21 protein-coding genes are annotated in these 23,942 nt (G+C 76.6%); 10 read left to right on the top strand and 11 right to left on the bottom strand.

What is annotated here, in order from left to right; translation table 11 throughout:
• Positions 1-6: 6 nt before the first annotated feature.
• The 5 genes from ITJ85_RS09700 to ITJ85_RS09680 form a co-directional block, all read right to left on the bottom strand.
• A complete protein-coding gene (locus ITJ85_RS09700) occupies positions 7-972 on the bottom strand; it encodes an ABC transporter substrate-binding protein (protein ID WP_217912899.1) in 966 nt (321 codons plus the stop codon).
• Between the two features lie 8 nt (positions 973-980).
• Positions 981-1,643, bottom strand: coding sequence for an ABC transporter permease (locus ITJ85_RS09695; protein ID WP_217912898.1), 663 nt, complete (start codon positions 1,641-1,643; stop codon positions 981-983).
• A complete protein-coding gene (locus tag ITJ85_RS09690; RefSeq protein WP_217912897.1) occupies positions 1,640-2,299 on the bottom strand; it encodes an ABC transporter permease in 660 nt (219 codons plus the stop codon). Before ITJ85_RS09690 ends, ITJ85_RS09695 begins: the two co-directional genes overlap by 4 nt.
• The gene (locus ITJ85_RS09685) at positions 2,292-3,488 is read right to left on the bottom strand and encodes an ABC transporter ATP-binding protein (RefSeq protein WP_217912896.1); all 1,197 of its coding nucleotides are present in this window, start codon (positions 3,486-3,488) and stop codon (positions 2,292-2,294) included. Before ITJ85_RS09685 ends, ITJ85_RS09690 begins: the two co-directional genes overlap by 8 nt.
• Before the next feature lie 1,113 nt (positions 3,489-4,601).
• Positions 4,602-9,323 (bottom strand): glutamate synthase-related protein, encoded by a 4,722-nt coding sequence (locus tag ITJ85_RS09680; protein ID WP_217912895.1) that lies wholly within the window; start codon positions 9,321-9,323, stop codon positions 4,602-4,604.
• A gap of 151 nt (positions 9,324-9,474) precedes the next feature.
• Between ITJ85_RS09680 and ITJ85_RS09675 the strand changes: the two genes are divergently transcribed.
• Positions 9,475-9,876 carry a hypothetical protein gene (locus ITJ85_RS09675; protein ID WP_217912894.1) on the top strand — a complete coding sequence of 134 codons (402 nt, stop codon included), beginning with the start codon at positions 9,475-9,477 and terminating at the stop codon, positions 9,874-9,876.
• A gap of 50 nt (positions 9,877-9,926) precedes the next feature.
• Complete coding sequence (locus tag ITJ85_RS09670; RefSeq protein ID WP_217912893.1) at positions 9,927-10,793, top strand: rhomboid family intramembrane serine protease; 867 nt, start codon at positions 9,927-9,929, stop codon at positions 10,791-10,793.
• Positions 10,794-10,820: 27 nt separating this feature from the next.
• Here ITJ85_RS09670 and ITJ85_RS09665 read toward each other — a convergent pair whose 3' ends face one another.
• A complete protein-coding gene (locus ITJ85_RS09665) occupies positions 10,821-11,861 on the bottom strand; it encodes a M42 family metallopeptidase (RefSeq protein ID WP_217912892.1) in 1,041 nt (346 codons plus the stop codon).
• Between the two features lie 40 nt (positions 11,862-11,901).
• Between ITJ85_RS09665 and ITJ85_RS09660 the strand changes: the two genes are divergently transcribed.
• Positions 11,902-13,533 (top strand): ABC-F family ATP-binding cassette domain-containing protein, encoded by a 1,632-nt coding sequence (locus ITJ85_RS09660; RefSeq protein WP_217912891.1) that lies wholly within the window; start codon positions 11,902-11,904, stop codon positions 13,531-13,533.
• Here the strand turns inward: ITJ85_RS09660 and ITJ85_RS09655 are convergent.
• The 4 genes from ITJ85_RS09655 to ITJ85_RS09640 all read right to left on the bottom strand — a co-directional run bounded on the left by ITJ85_RS09655 (position 13,514) and on the right by ITJ85_RS09640 (position 16,771).
• On the bottom strand, positions 13,514-13,963 hold the full coding sequence (locus tag ITJ85_RS09655; RefSeq protein ID WP_217912890.1) for a hypothetical protein: 450 nt from the start codon (positions 13,961-13,963) through the stop codon (positions 13,514-13,516). The genes ITJ85_RS09660 and ITJ85_RS09655 overlap by 20 nt on opposite strands.
• A gap of 272 nt (positions 13,964-14,235) precedes the next feature.
• Positions 14,236-15,237, bottom strand: coding sequence for a zinc-binding dehydrogenase (locus ITJ85_RS09650; protein WP_217912889.1), 1,002 nt, complete (start codon positions 15,235-15,237; stop codon positions 14,236-14,238).
• 32 nt (positions 15,238-15,269) lie between these two features.
• Complete coding sequence (locus ITJ85_RS09645; protein WP_217912888.1) at positions 15,270-15,656, bottom strand: DUF309 domain-containing protein; 387 nt, start codon at positions 15,654-15,656, stop codon at positions 15,270-15,272.
• A gap of 11 nt (positions 15,657-15,667) precedes the next feature.
• Positions 15,668-16,771 (bottom strand): hypothetical protein, encoded by a 1,104-nt coding sequence (locus ITJ85_RS09640; protein WP_217912887.1) that lies wholly within the window; start codon positions 16,769-16,771, stop codon positions 15,668-15,670.
• Between the two features lie 77 nt (positions 16,772-16,848).
• On the opposite strand from ITJ85_RS09640, the gene ITJ85_RS09635 reads away from it, so the two are divergent.
• The gene (locus ITJ85_RS09635) at positions 16,849-17,037 is read left to right on the top strand and encodes a hypothetical protein (RefSeq protein ID WP_217912886.1); all 189 of its coding nucleotides are present in this window, start codon (positions 16,849-16,851) and stop codon (positions 17,035-17,037) included.
• 34 nt (positions 17,038-17,071) lie between these two features.
• Entirely contained in the window at positions 17,072-17,431 is a 360-nt protein-coding gene (locus ITJ85_RS09630) for a TraR/DksA family transcriptional regulator (protein ID WP_217912885.1), read from the top strand.
• Here the strand turns inward: ITJ85_RS09630 and ITJ85_RS09625 are convergent.
• Positions 17,320-18,321, bottom strand: a complete 1,002-nt coding sequence (locus ITJ85_RS09625) for a COX15/CtaA family protein (protein ID WP_217912884.1) — start codon at positions 18,319-18,321, stop codon at positions 17,320-17,322. The two genes, ITJ85_RS09630 and ITJ85_RS09625, sit on opposite strands and share 112 nt — an antisense overlap.
• 54 nt (positions 18,322-18,375) lie before the next feature.
• On the opposite strand from ITJ85_RS09625, the gene ITJ85_RS09620 reads away from it, so the two are divergent.
• From ITJ85_RS09620 to gatB, 5 genes are all read left to right on the top strand, one after another.
• Positions 18,376-18,894, top strand: a complete 519-nt coding sequence (locus ITJ85_RS09620; protein ID WP_217912883.1) for a hypothetical protein — start codon at positions 18,376-18,378, stop codon at positions 18,892-18,894.
• A gap of 214 nt (positions 18,895-19,108) precedes the next feature.
• Complete coding sequence (locus ITJ85_RS09615; protein WP_217912882.1) at positions 19,109-20,515, top strand: copper resistance CopC/CopD family protein; 1,407 nt, start codon at positions 19,109-19,111, stop codon at positions 20,513-20,515.
• Between the two features lie 230 nt (positions 20,516-20,745).
• Complete coding sequence (gene gatC / locus ITJ85_RS09610; protein WP_217912881.1) at positions 20,746-21,030, top strand: Asp-tRNA(Asn)/Glu-tRNA(Gln) amidotransferase subunit GatC; 285 nt, start codon at positions 20,746-20,748, stop codon at positions 21,028-21,030.
• The gene (gatA, locus tag ITJ85_RS09605) at positions 21,027-22,469 is read left to right on the top strand and encodes an Asp-tRNA(Asn)/Glu-tRNA(Gln) amidotransferase subunit GatA (protein WP_217912880.1); all 1,443 of its coding nucleotides are present in this window, start codon (positions 21,027-21,029) and stop codon (positions 22,467-22,469) included. The genes gatC and gatA overlap by 4 nt, the downstream gene beginning before the upstream one ends.
• On the top strand, positions 22,466-23,932 hold the full coding sequence (gene gatB, locus ITJ85_RS09600; protein ID WP_217912879.1) for an Asp-tRNA(Asn)/Glu-tRNA(Gln) amidotransferase subunit GatB: 1,467 nt from the start codon (positions 22,466-22,468) through the stop codon (positions 23,930-23,932). The genes gatA and gatB overlap by 4 nt, the downstream gene beginning before the upstream one ends.
• The last annotated feature ends 10 nt before the right edge of the window (positions 23,933-23,942 follow it).

Below are 23,942 nucleotides of genomic sequence, written 5' to 3'. Positions count from 1 at the left end.
GAGCCGTCACCCCTCGGTGATCCCGGCCTCGGAGAGGAACTCCCCGGCGATGACCTCGGGGTCCTCCTGGTCGAACTCCACCCGCGAGATGAGCGGGATGATCGCCTCCTGGGTGAGCGCCGCGTTCACCCGGCCGAGGGTGTCCTCGAACGCGGTGCGCTGCTCCGCCGAGAGCCCCTCGAGGAACGCGCTGCTGACGACGGGGAACGTCTGGTATGACAGCCCGGCCGAGTACGTGCCCTTGTCGTCCTCGATCAGCACGAGGTCGAGCTGGCCGAGCTTGGGGTCGGTGCCGAAGGCGTAGACGCAGTCGGCCTGGCCGTCCTCGATCGGCTTGTATCGCAGCGAGATGTCGACCGTCTTCACGTCCTTGAAGTCGATCCCGTACTCGCGCTTCAGCAGCGGCAGGCCGTCGGCGCGCGTCAGGTGCTCGGCGTTGGCCGAGTAGACGAGCTTCGACGAGGCGCGGCCGAGGTCGCTGAGCGTGGTGATGTCGTTGGCGTCGACGGCCTCCTGGGTGCAGGCCACGGCGTTGCCGTTGTTGAACGGCGCGGGCGGCAGGGCGGTGAGGCCGCGGCCGGTGTAGCGCTCGGCGACCTGCTGGAACTGGGCCTCGCGCGTCGCCGGCGCCGCGGCGGCGTCGAGGCCGAGGACGGTCTGCCAGGCGGTGCCGACGTACTCGGGGTAGGCGTCGATCTCGCCGTCGCGGACCGCCCGGTCGGCGATCTCGGTGGACGCGAGGCTGGTCACGTCGGCGTCGAAGCCCTGGCCGTCGAGCGCCTGGGCGTAGGCCTGGGCGACGATGAAGCTCTCGGCGAAGCCCTTGTCGGCGATGGTGACGGCGGCGCCGCCGCCGGCGCCGGTCGCCTCGTCGTCGCCCTCGTCGTCGCCGCAGCCGGCCGCGGCCAGGGCCGCGGTGGCCAGCAGGACGGCCAGCGCTGCCGCCGTCAGTCGTCGGAGCCGTGGTGTCACTGGTCCTCCTATCGGGTGGTCGGACCGCGGCCGAGCCGCAGGCCGCGTGGCGTCACGAGCCGCTCTGCCGCGCCGAAGAGGAGCTCGGCGAGGATCGCGAGAAGGGTCACGGGGATGGCGCCTGCCAGGATCACGTCCTCCTGGCTGTTCGAGAGGCCGCTGGAGAGGATCACCCCGAGGCCGCCGGCGCCGACGAGCCCGGCCAGCGCCGCGGTGGCGATGATCTGCACGGCCGAGGTGCGGACGCCGGCGAACACGAGCGGCAGCGCCATCGGCAGCTCCACCCGCGTCAGCACCTGCAGCGGGGTGAAGCCCATGCCGCGGCTGGCCTCCACCGCGCCGGGGTCCACCTCGCGCACGCCGGTGTAGGCGTTGATGAGGATCGGCGGCACGCCCAGCGCGAACAGGCCGAGCGCCGCCGGCCAGAAGCCCAGCGAGGTGAGCGCGAGGATGAGCGCGATCAGGGCGAAGGTGGGCACCGTCCGGCCGAGGTTCGACACGCTCACCACGAGGAACGACGCGACCCGGCCGATCTTCGCGCAGATCACGCCCAGCACGAGGCCGGTGACGGTGGCCAGGCCGAGCGCGGCGAGCGACATGCGCACGTGCAGCCAGAGCTGCCCCCAGCCGTCCTGCTCGCGGAAGGCGTCCCAGACCTCGCCCGGGCTCACGCGGCCCTCCGCGCGCGCTGCCACGGCGTCAGGACGCGCTCCAGCCCCACGAGCAGCAGGTCGATGGCGATCGCCATGACCGTCGCCACCACGGCACCGACGATGATCGGCGTGGTGAACAGGGCGCGCTGGATGCCGTCGTTGACGATCAGCACGCCCAGGCCGCCGCCGCCGATGTAGACGGCGATCGTGGCGATGCCGACCGTGCTGACGGCCGCCAGCCGCACGCCCGCCATGATCGCCGGCAGCGCGAGCGGCAGCTCCACCCGCACGAGGGTCTGCCAGGGCGTCAGGCCCATGCCGCGGGCGGCCTCGCGCACCGGCGCCGGCACGCCGCGCAGCCCCACGACCGCGTTGCGGATGATCATCTGCAGGCTGTAGAGGGCGAGGGCGATGACCGCCGGCTGGAACCCGATCCCCACCAGCGCGAGCAGGAACGCGAACATCGCGAGGCTCGGCACGGTGTAGAGCGCGCCGGCCAGGGCGTTGACCGCCACGTAGGGCGCCCGCCGGTTGCGCACGGCGATCGCCAGCGGCAGGGCGACGGCCACCGCCAGGGCCAGCGAGGCGCCCACGAGCTGCAGGTGCTCGACCGAGTGGCGCACGATGTCGTCGGCGTGGCGCTCCACCCAGTCCCATCGCACGACCTCAGCCACGGGCGCCCTCCGGCGCGGCCACCCGGCGGAAGCCCGAGACGATCTCGGCCGCGCCCACGAGGCCCACGCAGCGCCCGCCCCCGTCCACGACGGCGCCGTATCCCGACGAGGCCCCGAGGATGGCCGACAGCGCGTCGCGCAGCGTGGTCACGCGATCGATGACCGGCTCGGCGCCGCCGGGCGGGCGGTCCGGTACGACGCCCGCGCCCCCCAGCCGGTCGACGGGCAGCCAGTCGCGCGGGCGCCCGTCGCCGTCGGTCACCAGCACGGCCCCGCCGAGGGGGGCCAGCGCGCCCGACGCCACGCGCGCGCGCACGGCCTCGACCGGCTCGCCCACGGCGACGACCGGCGCCTCGAGCAGCTCGATGTCCTCCAGCCGGGTCAGCGACAGGCTCTTGAGGGCGCGGTCGGCCCCGACGAAGTCGGCCACGAAGTCGTCGGCCGGCGCGGCGAGTAGCTCGGCGGGCGGGGCGTACTGCACCAGCCGGCCCTCCCGCATGACCGCCACGCGGTCGCCCATCTTCACCGCCTCGTCGATGTCGTGGCTCACGAACACGACGGTCTTCGGCACCGCCCGGTGCAGGCGCAGGAAGTCGTTCTGGAGCCGGTGGCGGGTGATCGGGTCGACGGCCGAGAAGGGCTCGTCCATCAGCATCACCGGCGGGTCGCCGGCCAGCGCCCGCGCGAGCCCCACGCGCTGCTGCTGGCCGCCCGACAGCTGCGCCGGGTAGCGCTCGCCGTACTCGTCGGGGTCGAGGCCCACCAGCCGGAGCAGCTCCCGCGTGCGCGCCGTCGTCCGCGAGCGGTCCCAGCCGAGCAGCCGCGGCACCGTGCCGACGTTGGCCCCGACGGTGAGGTGGGGGAGGAGCCCCACCTGCTGGATGACGTAGCCGACCTCGCGCCGCAGCCGCGCCGGGTCGCGTTCGCGCACGCTGCGCCCGTCGATGAGGATCTCGCCGGAGGTGGGCTCGATGAGCCGGTTGATCATCTTCAGGGCGGTGGTCTTGCCGCACCCGGAGGGCCCGATGAGCACGCAGACCTCGCCGGCCGGCACCTCGAGTGACAGCCCGTCCACGGCCGCGCGCTCCGAGCGCCCGTAGCGCTTCGTGACCTCGCGGAGCTCGACGACCCCCGCGCGGACACGGGCGACCCCGCCCCCGGCGGGGAGCTCAGCGGAAGAGGCGCTCACGGGGCGACGGTATCCCAGGCACGGCCGCCACCGACACCGCCCCGGGCGCGGGCTCCGGGGACGGTGAGATGCCTCACAAGCCTCACGCGGGGACCCGGCCGCTCCCGGGGCCGGCTCATCCGTTGACGAGGTCGTCGGCGGAACGGGTCGGCTGGGGCCGATCCCTGGTGTGGGCGGGATCCGGCCCCTGCGCGCCGGCCCGTCCTCCGACGAGGCCGTCGCGGGACGCGGTCGGCTGGAGAGGATCCGTGGCGCGGGCGGCACCCGGCCCTGCGGGCCGGCCCGTCCGTTGACGAGGTCGTCCAAGGACGGGGTCGGCTGGGGCCGATCCATGGCGCGGCCGGGACCCCGGCCCGTCCCGGCCCGTCCCGTGACGAGGTCGTCGACGGACGGGTCGGCTGGGGCCGATCCATGGCGCGGCCGGGACCCCGGCCCGTCCCGGCCCGTCCCGGCCCGTCCCGTGACGAGGTCGTCGACGGACCGGGTCGGCTGGGGCCGATCCGTTGCGCGGGCGGGACCCGGCCCCCGCTTGACGAGGTCGTCGACGGACCGGGTCGGTGGGGGTCGATCCTCTGCGCGGGCGGGACCCGGCCCTGCGGGCCGGCTCGCGCTGGGCACGTTGTCGACCGCCGTGCCCCTCACGCGGGGACCCGGCCTCTTTCGGGCCGGGTCACGCGGCAAATCGCCGCTGGCCGCGGCGATTTGCGGACCGGCGCACCGCCTTCGGCGGGGCGGGCGCCGGAAACCCCACTGACGTGAGCGTCCGTGGGGCGCGTGGGGTGTGCCCCGCGCCCTCGTGGCCGGTTTGTGCACGCTCCCGCCTTCGGCGGTCGTGTCTCCCGCCACGTCGAAGCTCGATTCCGTCGTCCAGGGCGGAGCTCGTCCAGTTCGCCGCGCGGCGCGCCCCGGCGGCGCGTCAGCGCCGACGGAGCCGCGCGGTTGAGGGGCAGATTGCCGGAATGGCGCGCCCCGGCCGCCAGGCCGGAGCCATTCCGGCCGGCGCGCCAGCCAGCGTGCCTCGGTTCGACGCAGCCCAGGCCGCCCGGCGGAGCCGGGCGGCCTCGGCGGAGGCCCGGAGCGCGCCGACGCCGAAGCGCGGCGCCCGGCGGACGATCACTCCGTGCTGATGTTCGGGTCGGCCTGCTGGGTGACGGGGTGGACGGCGAGGAAGTGGTCCTCGGGGGTGTCGATGAGGGGCTGGACCGCGGCCGCCGCCTCGTCCTGGCCGCTCTCGGCGAGGGCGTCCTGGTAGCGGCCGAGCAGCTCGCCCAGGATGGCCGCGTCCGCCTCCCAGATCGGGGTGATCGTGACCTTCGCCGCCTTCGACAGGCGCCGGCGGACCGCCGCCTCGTCGAGGCCCCACTCCTCGTTCTGGCGGATGTAGACCACGCCCCCGGTCATGCCCGAGCAGAGCCAGGGTCCCGGGTCGCCGAGCACCACCGCGCGGCCCCCGGTCATGTACTCGAAGGCGAAGCCCTTGCAGTTGGCCCGCGCCGCGAGCGTGCCCAGGCGGTCGTCGAGCGGCTGGTCCGGCTCGCCGCCCAGCACCATGTCGGCGCCCGACAGGCGGATGCCCGCGCGGGCGTCGGCGTCGCCCTGGATCAGGAACAGGCCGCGCTGGGCGCCGTAGGCGAAGCTCTTGCCCACGTGGCCGCCGACCCACTCGCCGGCGGTGTTGCGCGCCTTCAGCACCTGCACCTCGCCGCCCAGCGCGCACTTGCCGACGCCGTCCTGGGCCCCGCCGAAGACGCGGATGCGGACGCCGTCGAGGGTGAACGCGGCCAGGCCGCTGCCGGCCGCCGCCCCCTTCGTGAAGGCCAGGTCGACCATCGTGGCGCCGGGGCCGGCGTCGCCGTGGCCGTTGCGGGCCGACGGGATGCCGGCGCTGGTGACGTCGGGCCCCTCCGCGTTGCCGAAGGGGTCGGCGCCGCCGCCGCCGTCGCCGTTGACGGGCGCGACGTCCACCCTGGCGGGCGCGCCGCCGACCCAGACGTTGTTGACGCCCGTGGTCGCGCGGGCGATCAGCCCGGCCAGGTCGGTGCCGAGGTTGCGGTCCGCCGCGGTGGTGGCCTCCTCCTCGACCGCGAGCGCCGAGCCGGCGGCCAGCCGCTCGGCGGCGACCTCCGGTGCCCGGTGCGGGGGCGGCGGGTGGAAGGGCCGAAAGAAGCGGGGCGTGCCGGCGGGGGAGGTGATGAGGTGCTTCTCCGCCGGGGTGAGCAGCTGCGACAGGTCGAGCCGGTCGTGGTGGGAGACCTGCACCAGGCGGTCGGCCTGGCCCACCAGCTCCTGGACGTCGGCGACGCCCATCTGGCCGGCCAGCTCGCGCAGCGCCTCGCCCATCTCGGTGAAGTAGCGGACGAGCGCCGCCACCGACGGGTCCATCACCCGCGGCACGAAGCGCTTGAGGCCGCGCTCGCGCGCCTCCTGCTCGTCCTCGATCTGGGTGGCGATGCCGACGTGGCAGGTGTCGAGCTGGCAGCCGCGGCAGATGGTGCAGCCGATGGCGACCATCGCGGCGGTGCCGAAGCCGAGCCGGTTGGCGCCCAGGCAGATGAGCTTGATGCAGTCGGCCGCGCTGCGCAGGCCGCCGTCCGCCCAGATCTCCACCCGGTCGCGGATGCCGGCCTCCGTGAGCGCGTGGTGCGCCAGCACGGTGCCGAGCTCGCAGGGCAGGCCCGCGCGCCGCAGCGCGTGGAGGCGGGCGGCGCCGGTGCCGCCGTCGTAGCCCGACAGGGTGAGGACGTCGGCGCCGGCCTTGGCGATGCCGATGGCGATCGTGCCGATGCCCGGCACGACCGGCACCTTCACGATCACCTTGGCGTGCGGGTTGGCCGTCTTCAGCTCGTCGATGAGCTGGGCGAGGTCCTCGATCGAGTAGAGGTCGTGGTTGTTGGAGGGGCTGATCAGGTCGCTGCCGACGGCGGCGTTGCGGGCCCGGGCGATCGCCTGGGTGACCTTCGAGCCCGGCAGGTGGCCGCCCTCGCCCGGCTTGGCGCCCTGGCCGATCTTGATCTCGACCCACTCCGACGAGTTGATGAGCAGCGACGAGACGCCGAAGCGGCCGGAGGCGATCTGCTGCCCGCGGTGCTTGGGGTACTTGCCGTACATGTCGGGGATCTCGCCGCCCTCGCCGTTCATGCAGAGCATGTCGGCCTGGCAGGCGGCCTCGGCGTAGGCGCGGAACGCCGTCTCGTTCTGGCTGCCGAAGCTCATCGAGCTGATCAGGAACGGCAGCGAATGCTCGCCGATGCGCGAGCTCACCGCCGACCCCGGCAGGCGCTCGTCCTCGGGGGCGAGCTGCGGGTGCATGGCGTGGCGCAGGGCCACCGGCTGCTCGGTCTCGAGCTTGTCGAGCGTCTCGGCGAACTCCTCGTAGCCGCGCTCCGAGGTGGCGACCCGGGCGAGGGCCTTCCACACCTTCGGGTACATGCGCGGCAGCTTCACCTTGGAGGGGCTCTCCTCGCCGGCGCGGATCTGGCGGCCCTGCTCGGCGAGCCGGTCGAGCGCGTCCAGGTCCAGGCCGCGGCCCTCCGAGGCCACGAAGCCCGGGATGCCGAGCAGGTCCAGCACCTCGGGGGTGACGCCGATCGCCGACACGAGCCGGCCGTAGCCGCGCAGCTCGTGGATGCCGAGGGTGGAGAGGACCTTCTCCATGCCCTTCTGCAGGCCCTCGAGCACGTGGGTCACCGCGGTCGACGGCTCGGGGGAGCCGTCCATCGCCTTCTCCATCATCGCGTAGGGGCACAGCGCCTGGGCGCCGAAGCCGAGCGCGACCATCACGTCGTGCACGTTGCGGATCCCGGCCGCCTGGAGCACGAGGCTGGCGTCGCGGCGCAGGCTGGAGCCGTCGTCCTTGCGCGCCTCGCGCAGGGCCTTGTCGACCGCGGCCACCGCGAGGTGCGGGTCGCAGACGCGCTCGCCCGGGCCCACGCCCAGGTCGTGGAGCACGATCAGCTCCGCGCCGCCGCGGACCGCCTCGACGGCCGCCCGGGACAGCTCGCGCAGGTGCTCGCGCACGCTGCCCGTCTGGTCGAAGACGAGCGGCAGGCGCGCGGCCCGCCGGTCCCACGCCGCCAGCACGTCCTCCATGCAGGCGATCCCCTGGCCGGCGGCCACGCGGCGCAGCCCGGGCAGCGACATGGTGCCGGCGCCGGTCCGCATGCCGCCCAGGATGAGCGGCATGCGCAGCTCGCAGCGCTGCGGGGGCTCGGGCTCCACGCCCTCGATCGGGGGCCGGCGGCCGAGCACGACGCGGGTCGAGAAGTGCTCCACCTCGCGCTCGCGGTCGATCGCCGGGTTGGTGACGACGGCGACCGTCTCCTGCAGGTAGTCGGAGAGCGGCATCGGCACCGGGGTGAACGGGCCGAGCGGCCCGTCCCAGCCCAGCGACCCCACCGGCTCGGCGCCCCGGTCGGCGTGGAACTGCAGCTGCTGCTTGTCGCTCTCGATCCAGCCGGCCGAGGCGAGCAGCGTCTCGAGCTCGAGCTCGGGCCCGAGCAGGTCGTCGTCGGGCAGCTCCTCCACGGCGACCGGGTCGAGGCCGCCCGCCAGGCGGGCGCGCGTCTCGGCCGACGGCAGCGCGCCGCGGTTCTTGGCCCGGGCGTAGACCTCGCGCTGGACCTCCCAGTAGTCGAGCACCCGCGGCACGCCGTCCTGGCCGGTCAGCAGGGCCACCTTCTCGCCCGGGGCCAGCGGCGCCGGGTCGCGCGTCAGCTCGGAGACCGGCACGATGCCCGGCTCGGACGAGACCACGTACATGTCCCCGGTCTCGATCCACCACAGCGGGCGCAGGCCCATCGCGTCGACCGCGAACACCATCTCGTCGGCGGCGCGGCAGGCGAGGCCCACGGGGCCCTGGGCGTACGGGCCGAGCGCCTCGCGGTAGTGGACGTAGAGGTCCTGCAGCTTGGCGGGCAGGCGGTGCACCTCGCCGAGGATCGGCGGCAGGGCGAACTCGACGGCCTCGAGCAGCGAGAGGCCCTTCTCGAAGATGAGCCCCTCGAGCAGGCGGTTGAGGTCCTGGCTGTCGGAGCCGCCCCGCGTGGTGGGCAGGCCGAGCTGCTCGCTCTGCTCGCGCAGCTGGGCGATGGTGTTGATCTCGCCGTTGTGGCCGAGGATCGAGAACGGCTGCACCCGGCTGAACGTGGGGTAGGTGTTCGTCGAGTAGCGGTTGTGCGCGATGATCCGCGAGGAGGCGAAGTCGTCCTCCTGCATCTCCGGGTAGAACCGGGCGATCACCTCGGGCTGGCCCTGGACCTTGTAGACGGCGTCGTTGGCCGAGAACGAGGCCACGTGGCAGTCGAGGTCACGCTCGATGCGCACCATCGCCCGGTAGCAGTTCTTCGAGGCCGGGGTGCCCTCGTCGGCGAGGCAGGCGAGCTGCCAGAAGATCGGCGGCGTCTCGGACGCCCGCGGGCCCAGGGCGCCGCGGTCGACCGTGCCCTCGCCGCTCCAGAGCACGCGGAAGCCGTGCTCGGCGATGATCGCCTCGATGCGCGGCACCTGGTCGGCCGCGGCCTCGGGGGTGTCGAAGAAGACGTGGGCAACCGTGAAGCGCGGGTCGTCGGCCGACGAGGGGTCGAGGCCCGCGCCCTCCAGGCGGCGCCGCCACTGCGGGCGGGGCAGGTCGACCAGCAGCCCGCTGCCGTCGCCCTCGCCGTCGACGCTCCCCGAGCGGTGGACCATCATCTGCAGCGAGGTCAGCGCCCGGCCGACCATCTCCCTGCTCGGCCGGCCGTCGCGGGTGGCGAAGGCGGCGAGCGCGCAGGCATCGTGCTCGATCAAGTCCGGGAGGCCGCTGGGCGGCGTGGTGGCGAACGCGGGCGGAACGGTCATGCGCGGGCCTCTCGGTCGCGGCTCGGCGAACACGCTGACGCCGACCCGCGCGGGGTCGGCCAGCGGCCCCCCAGTTAACCGGGCACGGCGAACGGCGTCAACAGATCATCAACGCGCTCAAGTCCCGCTCCTGACGACCGACATGGGCGGCGTGAGCACGTCGTCCGCCATCAGCGACGAGGAGCTGCAGGTCGTCGCCCGGGTGGCGACCCGCGAGGGCTGGACCGACCCCGCGACGCCGCCCGAGACCCACGCGCCGCGCACCCTCGACGAGGAGCTGGCCGTCGGCCGGTTCCTCGACGCCGCCGCCCCGCCCGCCCGCCCCCGCGGGCCGTGGATGACCCCGCTGCGGGCCCGCATCCTCATGGTCGTGCTGGCGGTCGGCGTGCTGGGCGCCTGCTGGGCGGTCAGCCCCGCGCGCACCGCCATCGGCCTCATCGGCGCGGGGGTCTTCAGCCTGGTCGCCCTGCGCCGCCGGCAGCGCCGCGAGCGCGCCGGCCACGCCGGCGCCGCCCCCCGCGGGCGCCGCGCCTGGGGCGCGCACCTCCGCTAGGGGCGCGGGCGGTCGCCGCGGCGCGGCGAGCCGCTACCATCGACTGCCGAATGGCGACGACGCACGAGACCAGCGCGCCCGACACGATGCGCTGCTACCGCCATCCCGACCGCGAGACGCTGCTCTCGTGCTCCAACTGCGAGCGGCCGATCTGCACGCAGTGCATGACCCAGGCGCCGGTCGGCGTGCGCTGCCCGGAGTGCGCCGGCGGCGGCCGCGGCCCGGCGGCGGCGGCGCGCCGCCACATGCCCCGGGCGGCGACGGGCGCGGCGGTCGCCACCGGCGTGCTCGTGGCCCTCAACGTGATCGTCTACCTGGGCGAGATGGCCCAGGGCGTGGGCGTGAGCGGCGTCGGGGGCTCGCAGCTCGTGCAGGACGGCGCCGTCTACGGCCCGGCCGTCGCCGACGGCGAGTGGTGGCGCATGATCACGGGCGGGTTCCTGCACGCCAGCGTCATCCACGTCGCCTTCAACATGTACCTGCTGTGGATGCTCGGCGGCGCGCTGGAGCGCTACGCCGGCGCGGGCCGCATGCTGGCGGTCTACGGCAGCGCCGTGCTCTGGGGCTCCGCCGGCGCCCTGCTGTTCACGCCCGACTCCCTGACCGTGGGGGCATCGGGCGGGGTCTTCGGGCTGATGGCCGCGCTCTACCTGCTGGAGCGCCAGCGCGGCGTGCAGCTGCTCGGCTCGACGGTCGGGATGCTGCTGCTCTTGAACCTCGTGATCACGTTCGTGCTGCCCGGCATCTCGATCGGCGGCCACCTGGGCGGCATCGCGGGCGGCGCGGCGGCCGGGTTCGCCCTGTCGGGCTTCGGCCGCGGCCACATGGCCTACGGCCGGCTCGGCGTCGCCGAGTGGGCGACGGTCGGCGCCCTGATCGTGGGCGCCGTGGTGGTCGGCGTGGCGGTGGCCGCCTAGCGTGCCCGCCGCTCCGGCGGCGTACCGCTAGCCGCGGCCCGGGGCGAGCGGCAGCTCGCCCACCCGCTCGATGAAGGCGGCCACCAGCCGTACCGCCGCGTCGATGTCGTCCGGGTGGCAGGCCTCGACGCTCGAGTGCACGTAGCGGGTGGGAATCGAGACGCAGCCGGCGACCGCCCCGTCGCCCGACAGCTGCAGGCTGCCGGTGTCGGTGCCGCCCCGGTTTGCCACGTGGAACTGGTGGGGGATGGCGGCCTCGTCGGCGATCCGGGTGAGCAGGTCGACCATCGCCGGGGCGCCGATCGCGCTCGCGTCCATGACTCGGATCGCCGCGCCCCGGCCGAGGCGCGTCGAGGGGCCGTCCGCGGGCGTGCCGGGCCCGTCGTCGGCCGGGCAGGTGTCGATGGCGAGCGCCACGTGCGGCCGCATGCGCGCCGCCGCCACCCGCGCGCCGCGCAGGCCGACCTCCTCCTGCACGGTCGCGGTCGCGATCACCTGCGCGGGCGAGCGGCCCGCGGCGCGCAGCGCCTCGATCAGCACGTAGACGCCCACCCGGTCGTCGAGCGCCTTGCACGTGACCAGGTCGCCGAGCGGGCGCAGGGCGCGGATGCGGGTGGCGCTGTCGCCCGGCCGGACCAGCTCGCGCACCCGCTCGCCGGGCAGCCCGAGGTCGATGGCGAGGTCGGTCACCTCGATTTTCTTGCCCCGGTCCTTCTCGTCGAGCAGGTGGACGGGCGTCATGCCGACCACGCCCTCGAGCTCCTCGCGGCCGTGCACGCGCACCCGCTGGCCCACCAGCGTGCGGGCGTCCCAGCCGCCCACGGGGATCACCCGCAGGAAGCCGCGCTCCTCCACGTGGGTGACCATCAGCGAGATCTCGTCCATGTGGGCCGCCAGCATCAGCCGCGGCCCGTCGCCGTCGCGGATGCCGGACAGGTTGCCCAGCGGGTCGACCTCGACCCGGTCGCAGAGGGCCTCGAGCTCGGGCGCGACGATCGCCCGGACGCGCTCCTCGCGCCCGGAGGGTCCGTGCGCCTCGGCGAGCGCGGCGAGCAGGGTCCGGTCCACGGCCGCGCACCCTACCGGCCCGGTCTGCCAACCTGCCCGGATGCTCGCCCTCGAGGACGTCTCGGTCGCCTTCGGCCCCCGCCCGGTGCTGTCGGGCGTGTCGCTGATCGTGCCCGACGACGCACGGATCGGCGTCGTGGGCCCCAACGGCATCGGCAAGTCGACGCTGCTGCGCGTGATGGCGGGCCTGCAGGCGCCCGACGCGGGCGCAGTGCGGCTGGCGCCGCCGGCGCTGCGCGTGGGCCTGCTCGACCAGCGCGGGCGCCCGCGCGGCCCCGAGACGGCGGCCCGGCACATCGCCCGCCGCACCGGCGTGGGGCCCGCGGCCGAGCGCCTCGACGCGCTCACCCGCGCGCTGGAGCGCGACCCGGGCGTCGTGGAGGAGTACTCCGAGGCGCTCGAGCGCTTCCTGGCCCTGGGCGGCGACGACCTCGAGGCGCGCACCGGCGCGGCGATGGCCGAGGTCGGCCTGCCGGCCGGCCGCCTGGACGTCCCCATGTCGGCGCTCTCGGGCGGCCAGGCGGCGCGCGTGGGCCTCGCCGTGATGCTGCTCGCGCGGCTCGACGTGCTGCTGCTCGACGAGCCCACCAACGACCTCGACCTGGACGGGCTGGCCCTGCTCGAGCGCATCGTCGACGGCCACCGGGGCGCCGTGGTGGCCGTGTCGCACGACCGGGCCTTCCTCGACGCCTGCGCGCGGCGCATCGTGGCGATCGTCGAGCCCACCCACGAGGCGCGCGAGTACGCGGGCGGCTGGAGCGACTACACCCGCGCGCAGGCGATCGAGCGGGAGCGCGCCTACGAGGCGCACGGCCGCTACCGGGAGGAGCGGGGCCGCCTGGAGCAGCGCATGCGCCGCCAGCGGGCGTGGTCGGAGGAGGGCGTGCGCCGCGAGAAGAAGCGCCCCCGCGACCCCGACCGCATCGGCCGCGCGATGCGGGCCGAGCGCTCCGAGCAGCAAGCCTCCAAGGTGCGCGCCACCGAGCGCGCCCTCGAGCGGCTGGCCCCGGTGGAGAAGCCGTGGGAGGGCTGGCGCCTGCAGCTGCGCCTGGGCCCGGGCGCCGGCGGCGGCGACGTGGTCGCCGCGCTGGAGGGCGCCGTGGTGCGGCGCGGCGCGTTCACGCTGGGCCCGGTCGACCTCGAGGTGCGCCGCGGCGACCGGGTGGCCGTCACGGGGCCGAACGGCGCCGGCAAGACGACCCTCGTCGACGCGCTGCTCGGGCGGGTGGCCCTCGACGCGGGGAGGTCCCGCCGGGGGCCGTCCGCCGTGGTGGGCGAGATCGAGCAGGAGCGCACCGGGCTGCTCGGCGCGGCGCGCCTGCTCGACGCGGTGACCGAGCGCACCGGCCTGACGGGCCAGGAGGCGCGCACGCTGCTCGCGAAGTTCGCCTTGGACGCCGACCGCGTCGCCCGCCCGCCCGCCGACCTGTCGCCGGGCGAGCGCACCCGGGCCCTCCTGGCGATCCTCGCCGCCCGCGAGGTCACCTGCCTGGTGCTCGACGAGCCCACCAACCACCTGGACCTCGAGGCGATCGAGCAGCTCGAGGAAGCGCTCGACGACTACGCGGGCGCCCTCGTGCTGATCACCCACGACCGGCGCATGCTGGAGCGGGTGCGCGTCGGCCGCCGGGTGGAGGTGCGCGACGGGCGGGTCAGGGAGCGGCTGGCCTGACCGGGCGGGGGGCGTCCGCGGCCAGCCGCAGGCCCTCGTCCCAGCGCGCGGCCGCGCGCCGGTCGAGCTCGGCGATCCAGCCCTCGATCCGGGCGCAGTCCCGCTCCACGGCCGCCGCCGCCGCCTCGTGGCCTCGCGCTCGGGCCGCCGCCGCCGCGGGCCCGGCGCGCAGCAGGGCGTCGCGCAGGTCCTGACGCTCGGCGTCCGCCGCGAGCAGCCGCCGGGCCGGGGCCGCGAGGGCGCCGGGCGGCGGCAGGTCGCGCAGGAACGCGGGCGCCGCCGCGCCGAGGTCCGCCGCCGGCTCGTGGGCCACCGCGGCCGCCCAGCGCGCCGCGGCCGGGTCCCCGCCGCCCTCCCGGAGGATCGCGACCGCGCGCCAGGTGGCCGCGCCGAAGCCGGGCAGGCGCACCCGCCCCGGGCCGTCCGGCACGAGCTCGCCGGCCAGCAGCAGCGCGTCGACCGCCGCGTGCGCCCGCTCGGCGCGGGCGCGGCGCGCCGCGCGCGCGGGGGCGGGGGCGGCCCCTCGCCGGGGTCGTCGCGGCGGCGGCTGCGCGCGCGGCGTCGAGCGCGCGCGCGCGGCCGGGTCGTCCTCGAGCGCGGCGGCGATCGCCTCGGCCGGCAGGCTGGGCGGCGGGCCGCCCCCGGCCGCGAGGCGGCCGGTGGCGCGGCGCGCCGCCGCGAGGGCGCGGGCGGCCGGCTCGCTCAGCCGATCGACAGGACCAGCTTCCCGAAGTGCTCCCCGGCCTCCTCGCGGGCGTGCGCGGCCGCGACCTCGGCCAGCGGGCGCACCGAGTCGATGACCGGCTCCCACGCGGTGTGCTCCACCAGCCGCAGCAGGCTCGCGAAGTCGCGCGGGCTGCCCATCGTGGTGCCGAGCAGCGAGACCTGTCCCATGGTCACCGGCCGCACCGTGAGCCCCACCCGGCCGCCGCCCGTCCCGCCGAACACGACCACCCGGCCGCCGGGGCGCACGCAGGCGATGCTGTCCGCCCAGGTGCTGCCGACCGAGTCGAGCACCACGTCGACGCCGCCGCCCGAGGCCTCGCGCACGGCCTCCGGCCAGCCCTCCTCGGTGTAGAGCACGCCCGCCGCGGCGCCCAGCTCCCGCGCCCGGTCGAGCTTCTCGGGCGACGAGGAGGTGACGATCACCCTGCAGCCGGCCGCGCGGGCGATGTGGAGGGCGATCGTCGCCACGCCGCCGCCGATGCCGAGCAGCAGCACGGTCTCGCCGGGGCGCACGCCCGCGCGGGTGACCAGCGCCCGGTACGCGGTGAGCCCGGCGAGCGGGATGGCCGCGGCGGCCTCCCACGAGAGCCGTCCCGGCTTGGGGAGGACGTTGGCCGCGGGCAGGCGCACCAGCTCGGCGTAGGTGCCGTCGTCGGGGCCGCCGAGGATGCGGAAGCCCGGCGCCGGCGCGTCCTCGCGGTCGCCCCAGCCGAGCGAGGGCAGCACGATCACCTCGTCGCCGGGGGCCACGCCGGGCACGCCCGCGCCCGTCCGGTGCACGACGCCGGCGCCGTCGGAGCCGGGGATGACCGGCAGCGGGCTCGGGGCGACGCCCTTGCGCACGAAGACGTCGCGGCGGTTGAGGGCGGCGGCGCGCAGCGCGACCACCACCTCGCCCGGGCCCGCGGACGGGTCGGGCGCCGTGCCCGGGCGCAGCACCTCGGGCGGGCCGGTCTCGGTGAGGACGACGGCGTTCACGTGGACCTCCGGTCGGGGGCGTCGGCCGAAGCCTACGTCGGGCCCGCGGGGGGCACGAAGCGGGGTGCCGGCGCGTCGGGGCGCGGCCCGCCGCGCTCCCAGGCGAGGAAGGCGGCCCGCAGCCCCGGCGCGGCGGCCCGCCAGGCGCCGATGTCGACGCCCAGGTACCCCGGCGGGACGATCGCGAGGTTGGCGAGCGCGCGGTCGAGCAGGGCCCGCGCGCCGTGTGCGTTGCCGCGCCGGTGGTGCTCGAAGGCGACGGCCCACTGGATGAGACCCTGCAGGAAGCGCATGGGCAGCTCGGGCGAGCGGCGCCAGACGGTCTCGAGCTCCTCGTGGGCGTCGAAGAAGCGGCCGTCGGCGTAGCGCGCGGCGAAGCGCGTCAGGGCGGCGCGCACCTCGCCGGCCGCCGCGCCCACCGGCCCCGGCGTCAGCCCCCGGCGGGCGGCCGGGTGGCCGCGAGCATGGGGAAGGGGTCGATGCGGGCGCCGTCGCGCTCCCAGGCGATCCGCACCCAGCCGGCGATGGCGCCGAGGTGCTGCCCCGCGGCCACCGGCCGGCCGTCGGCCACGCCGCCCTCGTAGGCGGCCAGCGGCCCGTACCCGAGCCGGTCGCCCGCGGGCGTCTCGATCCAGAACGCGACGCCGGCCTCCTGCTCGGGCGCCGACGCGGCGCGCAGGGTGCCGGCGGCCATCGCCACCGCCGGGTCGCCCGGCTCGGCGGCGACCGTCACCGCGCACTGGCGGCGGGCGCCGGCGCACTCCGTCGCGCCGGGCTCGGCGAACGCGTCGCGGTAGGCGGCGGGGGCGCCCTCGGGCAGGGCGAGCGGGAAGACGAAGCCCTCCACGACGGCGGGCCGGCCGGTGGCCGGGTCGGCGCCGTGGCGCGACGGCGCGGGCGGCGCGCCGCCCCAGGCGGTCACGACGGGCGGGCCGTCCGGGCGCGGGCCGTCCGGCGCGGCCGGCGCGCCGGCGCAGCCTGGCAGCGCGGCCTGGTCGGCCAGCAGCACCGGCTGGTCGGGGTCGCCGCCGAGCGCGGCGTGGTAGGTGCCGACGCCCGAGGTCCAGTGGCGGTTGAGGCCCGAGGGGTCGTTCGCCGCGCCGACCGGCGCCCACTTCGCGCCGATGGCCGCCAGCGTGGTGCGCCCCTCGGCCAGGTAGTAGCGGCCGAGCACCTCGGCGGCCCGCTCGATGGCGGCGCGCTCGCTGGTGAACGCGATGCCGGGCCCGAGCCCGAACGGGTTGCGGATCGCCTGCGCCGGCGCGTAGGTCTCGAGGATCGTCTCGTGGGCGGCGATCGCCACGAGGGCCCGCGGGTCGAGGCCGGCCCGCGTGGCGGCGCGCACGAAGGTCGCGCCCTCGCCGGCCAGCGGGCTGCCCGCGCGCTCGAGCATGGCGTCGATCGCCCCCGCGTCGGACGGCGCGACGCACGTCATGTGCCGCTCGACGCCCCCCTGGGGGAGCGCCGCCTGCGGGACGGCGCACGCGAGGAGGGCCGACCCGGCGAGGGCCGCGAGCAGGTGGCGTGCGCGCATCGGCGGGCAGTGTAGACGAGCCCCGCGCGGGGCCACCGGCCCCCGGTCCCGCCGCGATGTGCGACCCTGGCGCCGCCATGGCGACCGGACACGACGACGCGCGGCGGCGGCGCATCGGGCTCATCCTCGTGGGGGCCGCGCTGGGCCTGTTCGTGGCGCAGATCGTGGCGCTCGCGCTGGGGGCGCTGGAGGTGGCGGCGCTGATCTTCGCGGTGTTCGTGGTCGCCTGGTTCGTGCTGCGCTCCTGGCAGCGCCGGACCTCCTGAGGCCGCCGCCGCGGCGGCGGGTACCATCCGCCGCATGGCCGGCGACGGCGCACCACACGAGGACCATGCCCAGCGGCTGGAGCGGCTGCGCGCCGAGGTGACCGCGGCGCTGCGCCGCCGCGACCTGGCCGACGACGGCGAGGAGCGCGGCGACGGCCATCACCACCCGGCCGAGGCCGCCACGGACGCCGACCTGCGCGAGCGGGACCTGCGCCAGCAGCTGCGCTGGCGCGAGCGGGAGGCCCGCCTGCAGGCCGCCCTCGCCGCGATCGACGCCGGGACCTACGGGATCTGCGTCGACTGCGGCTCGGAGATCCCTGAGGGGCGGTTGCGCGTGCTGCCCGACTCGGTGCGCTGCGTCCCCTGCCAGCGGGTGGCCTCCCGCCGCAGGTGACCCGGCGCGCCCGCGGGGCGCGCGACGCCCCAGCAGAGCGCGACGATCGCCGCCCAGACCAGCCCCGCGTTGGTCACGTGCAGCACGACGACCTCCCACGGCAGCCCGTTGCGGTACTGGTACTCGCCCAGGCCGATCTGCAGCGCGACGAGCGGCACCGCCGCGACCGCCGCCCGGCGGGTCAGCCGGTCGACCCCGCCCTCGCGCCAGAGCCACGCCACCAGCACGAGCGCCAGCGCGGTGAACCCGAACGCCGCCTTCACGTGGACGTCGGCGGCGACGACGAGATCGCCGAAGCGCTCTGTGACGTCGTCGTCGCCCGAGTGGGGCCCCGCCGCCGTCACCACGACGCCGGTCACGAGCACCGTGAGGGCGGCGGCCGCCACGAACGCCGCCATCACGCCCCGCCGGGGCTCCCAGCGGCGCGCGCGGCCGTCGCGGTGGTCGCGCGCCCGGATGGCGAGCAGCGTGGCCAGGGCGAGGGCGACCATCGAGAGCAGGAAGTGCGCGCCCACCGCCATCGGGTGCAGGCCCGAGGCGACGGTGATCGCGCCGAGCGGGATCTGGAGGGCGGTGGCGAGCGCCAGCCCGCCGGCCAGCGCCCGCAGGCCGCGCGGTGCGCCCGGCAGCCACAGCGCCGCGAGGAAGGTGACCACGGCGACCACCCCGACGATGCCCGAGAGCACCCGGTTGGTCGACTCGATCAGCGCGTGGTGGGCCGAGGCCGACACGACGCGCCCCTCGCAGAGCGGCCAGTCGGGGCAGCCGAGGCCCGAGTCGGTCAGCCGCACGATCGCGCCGCTCGGCACGATGATCCACAGCATGGCCAGCGCCACGAGGGTGATCCACGCAAACCCGGCCGGCGTGCGGGCGCTTCGGAGGAGGGCCATGGCGCCCCATGGTAGCCCCGGCGAGCGCCGCGGCGGTGGTGTCAAGATCACCCGATGGCGGCGACCGACGACCCGGGCGGCAGTGCGCTCGGCTCCGGCGTGGGGGCGGCGATCGCGGTGCTGGCGGCCGGGCTGGCGCTCGTCTTCGGGGCCTCCCGCGCCGACGCCCCGCACCGGATCGTGCAGGAGGTGGCGGCCCTGCACGACGGCGCCGTGGAGGCCGGCACGCCGCCGCTCGGCGACCGGCCGTCGGGGTTCGCGCGCTGGGCGCTGCGGGCGGGGTGGGTGCCGATCGGCGCCCGTAGCGACGTGCTGGAGGGGCGCCGGGTCGAGACGGTCGTCTGGCAGCGCTCGGGCCGGCGCATCGGCCACAGCCGCATCGCGGGCGCGCCCGTGCGGGTGCCCGACGACGCGCGCCGCTCCGGCCGCAACGGCCTGCTGCTGCGCTCGCTGGACGTGCGCGGCCGCGTGGTCGTCGCCTGGACCGAGGGCGGCTCGACCACGGTGATCTCGGCGGTCGGCATCTCGCGGGCCTCGCTCTACGACCTCGCGGCGGGCCCGGCGCCGCGCTGACCCACGCGCCGCCGCGCTCAGGTGCGGCGCCCGGGGTGCCGACAGGGGTGGCAGAGCCCACGCCGCCCCGGAGTCCCCGATGGTCGTCCGCGAGTTCCGCCTGGCCGCCACCAGCTTCGTCGCCACCGCGTTCGCGATCGTCCTCGTCCACGTGCTCCTGAGGTAGCCCGGCGCCCCGTCCGGGGCGACGCCCGCGGCTGGTAGCGTCGCCGCCGTGCGCGTCCCCCCGTGGCTCGCCGGCCCGCTCGCGGCGGCCCTGCTCATCGCCCTCCTGCCGGCGACGGCGCTCGCCCACGCGAGCCTCCGCTCCGCCGACCCAGCCGCCGGGGAGCGGCTGCCCGGCCCGCCCGGCGACGTGCGCCTGGTGCTCTCGGCGCCGGTGGAGGACGAGTTCCTGCTGCTGGAGGTGACCGACCGCCGCGGCGACGTGGTGTCGGGCCCCGTGCGGCGGGCGCCCGGCAGCTCGCGGGTGATCGTGGCGCCGGTGCGCGAGGGCGCGCGCGGCCCGCTGGTGGTCCGGTGGCGGGCGCTGGCGCGCGACGGGCACGTGACCGGGGGCGCCTTCGGGCTGGGCGCCGGCGCCGCGGCGCCCGAACCCGGCGAGGCGGTCGTGCCGGCGCGCTCCGGGCGGGGCCCGCTGACGCTCCTTGCGCGCCTGCTCGTGCTGGGGGCGCCGCTCGGCCTGCTCGGCCTCGTGGGGCTGGCGGCGGCCGTGGCGGCGCCCGCCGTGCGCGCGGGCGGCGTGGTGGCGCCCGGCGAGCCGCGCGCGGAGGCGACGCGCTTCCGCGAGGCCGCGGCGGCGGCGCTAGCGGGCGCGGCGGCCGGCTGGTGGCGCGCCTGGTGGGCGCTCGTGGCGGCGGGCGCGGCCGGCCTGCTGCTGGCGCCCGTCGCGACCCTGCGCGAGCTGCGGGAGGGGCCGCGCGCCCTGGGCGACCTGCTCGTCGGCACCCGCGCCGGCGCCGCCTGGTGGGCCGGCGTCGCGTGCCTGGCGCTCGCCGCGCTGGCGGGCCTCGCGCTGCGCTCGCGCGGGCGGGGGCGCACCCCCGCGAGCGCCGGCTGGGCGATCGCGCTGGGCGCGCCACCGGCCGTCGCCCTCGCCGTGCTCTCCTGGTCGGGGCACGCGTCGTCGGGGGGCGACCGCACGGCGAACATCGTGATCGACGCCCTGCACAACGGCGCCACCGCGCTCTGGATCGGCGGCCTGCTCGGGCTGGTGACGCTCGCCCTGCCCGCCGTCGCCGCGCTGGGTGAGGCCGACCGGGTGCGCCTGGCGGCGGGCGTGGTCGTGCGCTTCTCGGCGATCGCGATGGCGGCCGTGGCGACCCTGGTCGTGACCGGCGTCTACCGGGCGCTGGCGGAGGCCTCGCTCGCGGACCTGCTCGACACCGGCTACGGCCGCGCGCTCGTCGTGAAGCTGGCGCTGTTCGCCGTGCTGCTCGTGGGCGGCGCCTACAACCGGATGATCGTCCACCCGCGCCTGGAGCGGGCCGCCCTCGGGCTGGACCCCGACGACCGCGGCGCGGGCGCCGCCCTGCGGACGAGCGTCCGCGCCGAGCTCATCGTCGCGGCGGCGCTGCTCGTGAGCGTGGCCGTGCTGGTGAGCCTCCCACCGCCTGTGTAGGAGGCCCGGGAACGCGCCGCTCCGCCGGTCGCCGCCCGCGACCGGCGCAGGCCGCCCGGTCGATCCGGGCGGCCTGCGCGCAAGGCGGCCCGTCCCGCCGAAGGCGGTGCCGCCGTTTGCAGATGGCGCCGGCCAGGCGCCATCTGCGCGTCCCGGGCGCCCCGCAAGAGGGCGCCCGTACGCCTTGTCGCACGGCCGTCGACCCGTATCGCTCCGATACGCTCCCCGCTGTGATCGATGACGCCACCGTCCGCCATGTCGCCCGCCTCGCGCGGCTGCACCTCGACGACGACGAGGAGCACCGCATGAAGGAGGAGCTCTCCACCATCCTCGACCACGTCGACGCCATCCAGGCGCTCGACCTGGACGACGTGCCGCCCACCACCCACGTCCTCGCACTGGAGAACGTCATGCGCGACGACGTCCCGCACCCGAGCCTCTCCGCGGACGAGGCGCTGCGGGAGGCCCCCGAGGTGGTCGAGCAGCGCTTCGCCGTCCCGCGGTTCGAGCCGTGACCGCCCTGCACGAGCGCACCGCGCGCGACCTCGTGCGCGCCCTGCACGCGGGCGAGGTGGGCGCGGCCGAGCTGGTCGACGCGCACCTGGCGCGCGCCGAGGACGACCGGTGGGGCTCCTTCCTGGCGATCGACGCCGAGCGGGCGCGGGCACGGGCCGCCGAGATCGACGCGATGCCGGAGCGCCCGCCGTTGGGGGGCGTGCCGATCGCGATCAAGGACGCGCTCTCCACGCGCGACCTCACCACGACCGCGGGGTCGCGCATCCTCGAGGGCTTCCGGCCGCTCTACACGGCGACGTGCGTCGAGCGGCTCGAGCGGGCCGGGGCGATCGTGATCGGCAAGACCAACATGGACGAGTTCGCCATGGGGTCGAGCACCGAGAACTCGGCCTTCCAGCCCACGCGCAACCCCTGGGACCCCGGCCGCGTGCCGGGCGGCTCGAGCGGCGGGTCGGCCGCCGCCGTGGCGGCCTTCCAGGCGCCGTGGGCGCTCGGCAGCGACACGGGCGGATCCATCCGCCAGCCCGCCGCCCTGTGCGGCATCGTGGGCATGAAGCCGACCTACGGCGCGGTGTCGCGCTACGGGCTCATCGCCTTCGCCTCGTCGCTCGACCAGGTGGGCCCGTTCACCCGCACCGTCGGCGACGCCGCCCTGCTGCTGTCGCACATCGTGGGCCGGGACGAGCGCGACTCGACGTCGCTCGACTGGCCCGAGCCGGTCGCCGTGCCCTCGGCCGAGGACCTGCGCGGCCTGACGTTCGGCGTGGTCGGCGAGCTGATGGGCGAGGGCGTCGAGCCGGGCGTGCGGGCGGCGGTGGAGGCCGCCGTCGCCCGGGTGGAGGAGCTCGGCGGCAGCGTGCGCGAGGTGAGCCTGCCCTCGAGCGCATACGGCGTCTCGACCTACTACCTCATCGCGCCCGCCGAGTGCTCGGCCAACCTCGCCCGCTTCGACGGCATCCGCTACGGGCCCCGCCACGAGGACGCCGCCGACCTGCTCGAGCACTACGAGCGCACGCGCGGCGACGGCTTCGGGCCGGAGGTCAAGCGGCGGGTGATGCTCGGCACCTTCGCGCTCGCCTCGGGCTACTACGACGCGTACTACCTGCGCGCGCAGAAGGTCCGCACCCTCATCCGGCGCGACTTCGACGCCGCGTTCGCGGAGACGGACTTCCTGCTGTCGCCGACATCGCCGACGGTGGCGTTCCGCTTCGGCGAGCGCATCGAGGACCCGCTCTCCATGTACCTCTCCGACGTCTGCACGATCCCCGTGAGCCTCGCCGGCCTGCCGGCGATCTCCATCCCGTGCGGCCTCTCCGAGGGCCTGCCGGTGGGCCTGCAGATCGCCGGCCCGGCCTTCAGCGAGAACCGCCTGCTCGACGTGGCCCACGCGCTCGAGGGCGCGCTGGCCTTCGCGCCCGCCCCGCCGGGGGTCGCATGACGACGGCCGCGACCGGCTGGGAGGCGGTGATCGGCGTTGAGATCCACGTCCAGCTCGCCACCCGCACCAAGATGTTCTGCGGCTGCGAGCTGCGCTTCGGCGACCCGCCCAACACGCACACCTGCCCGGTCTGCCTGGCGCACCCCGGGGTGCTGCCGGTGGTCAACCGCGAGGCGGTCCGGCTGGCGATCATCACCGGCCTCGCGCTCGGCTGCGAGATCGCCCCGCGCTCGCAGTTCCACCGCAAGAACTACTTCTATCCCGACCTCTCGAAGGCGTACCAGATCTCCCAGTACGACGAGCCGATCTGCATCGGCGGCCGGGTGGAGGTGCTGACGCCCGAGGGCTCGTTCGAGGTCGGCATCACGCGCGCGCACCTCGAGGAGGACGCCGCCAAGCTCGTGCACGTGGGCGGCGGCGGGCGGCGGGCGGGGGCCGAGGCCTCCGGCGTCGACTTCAACCGGGGCGGCACGCCGCTGCTCGAGATCGTCACCGAGCCGGACCTGCGCACGCCCGCCCAGGCGGGCGCCTTCCTGCGCCAGCTGCGCGCCACGCTGCGGCGCCTCGGCGTGAGCGACTGCAACATGGAGGAGGGCTCCATGCGCGCGGACGCCAACGTCAGCGTGCGGCCCGCCGGCAGCGCGGGGCTCGGCACCAAGACCGAGCTCAAGAACATGAACAGCTTCCGCTTCCTCGAGCGCGGCATGGAGGCCGAGATCGCGCGCCAGATCGGGATCATCGAGGCCGGCGGCCGGGTGACGCAGGAGACGCTCCACTACGACCCGGAGCTCAACGAGATCCACTCCCTGCGCTCGAAGGAGGAGGCGCACGACTACCGCTACTTCCCCGAGCCCGACCTGGTGCCGGTGGTGCCGGACCGGGCCTGGGTGGAGGAGCTCCGCGCCGGCCTGCCCGCGCTGCCCGCGGTCACCCGGCGGCGCTGGACCGACGACCTGGGCCTGACCTTCGAGGACGCGGAGGTGCTCTCGGAGCCCGCCGAGCTGGCCGCGTACTTCGAGGCGGTCGTCGCGACCGGCGCCGATCCCAAGGCGGCCGCCAACTGGATCCGCGGCGAGCTGCGCGCCCAGCTGCGCGAGCTCGGCCAGGAGCCCTGGGAGAGCGCCGTCACCCCGGCGCGCATGGCGGAGCTGCTCGCCCTGCTCGGCGACCGCACGCTGTCGGTGCCGCTCGCCAAGGAGGTGCTCGCCGAGGTCGTGCGCACCGGCGCCCCGCCCGCGCGGGTGGTGGAGGAGAAGGGCCTCGGCCAGATCTCCGACGAAGGCGAGCTCGTGGCCCTCGTGGAGCGCCTGCTGGCCGACAACCCGGCCCAGGCGGAGCAGCTGCGCGGCGGCAAGGACAAGGTGGTCGGCTTCTTCGTGGGGCAGGCGATGAAGGCCACCGGCGGCCGCGCCGATCCCGCCCGCGTGGGCGAGCTCGTGCGCGAGAAGGTCGCGGCGGGCTGAGCGCCCGCCC

It is taken from the genome of Miltoncostaea marina (genome assembly GCF_018141525.1).
Lineage (GTDB): Bacteria > Actinomycetota > Thermoleophilia > Miltoncostaeales > Miltoncostaeaceae > Miltoncostaea > Miltoncostaea marina.
This window is presented reverse-complemented; position numbering and strand designations above follow the sequence as displayed.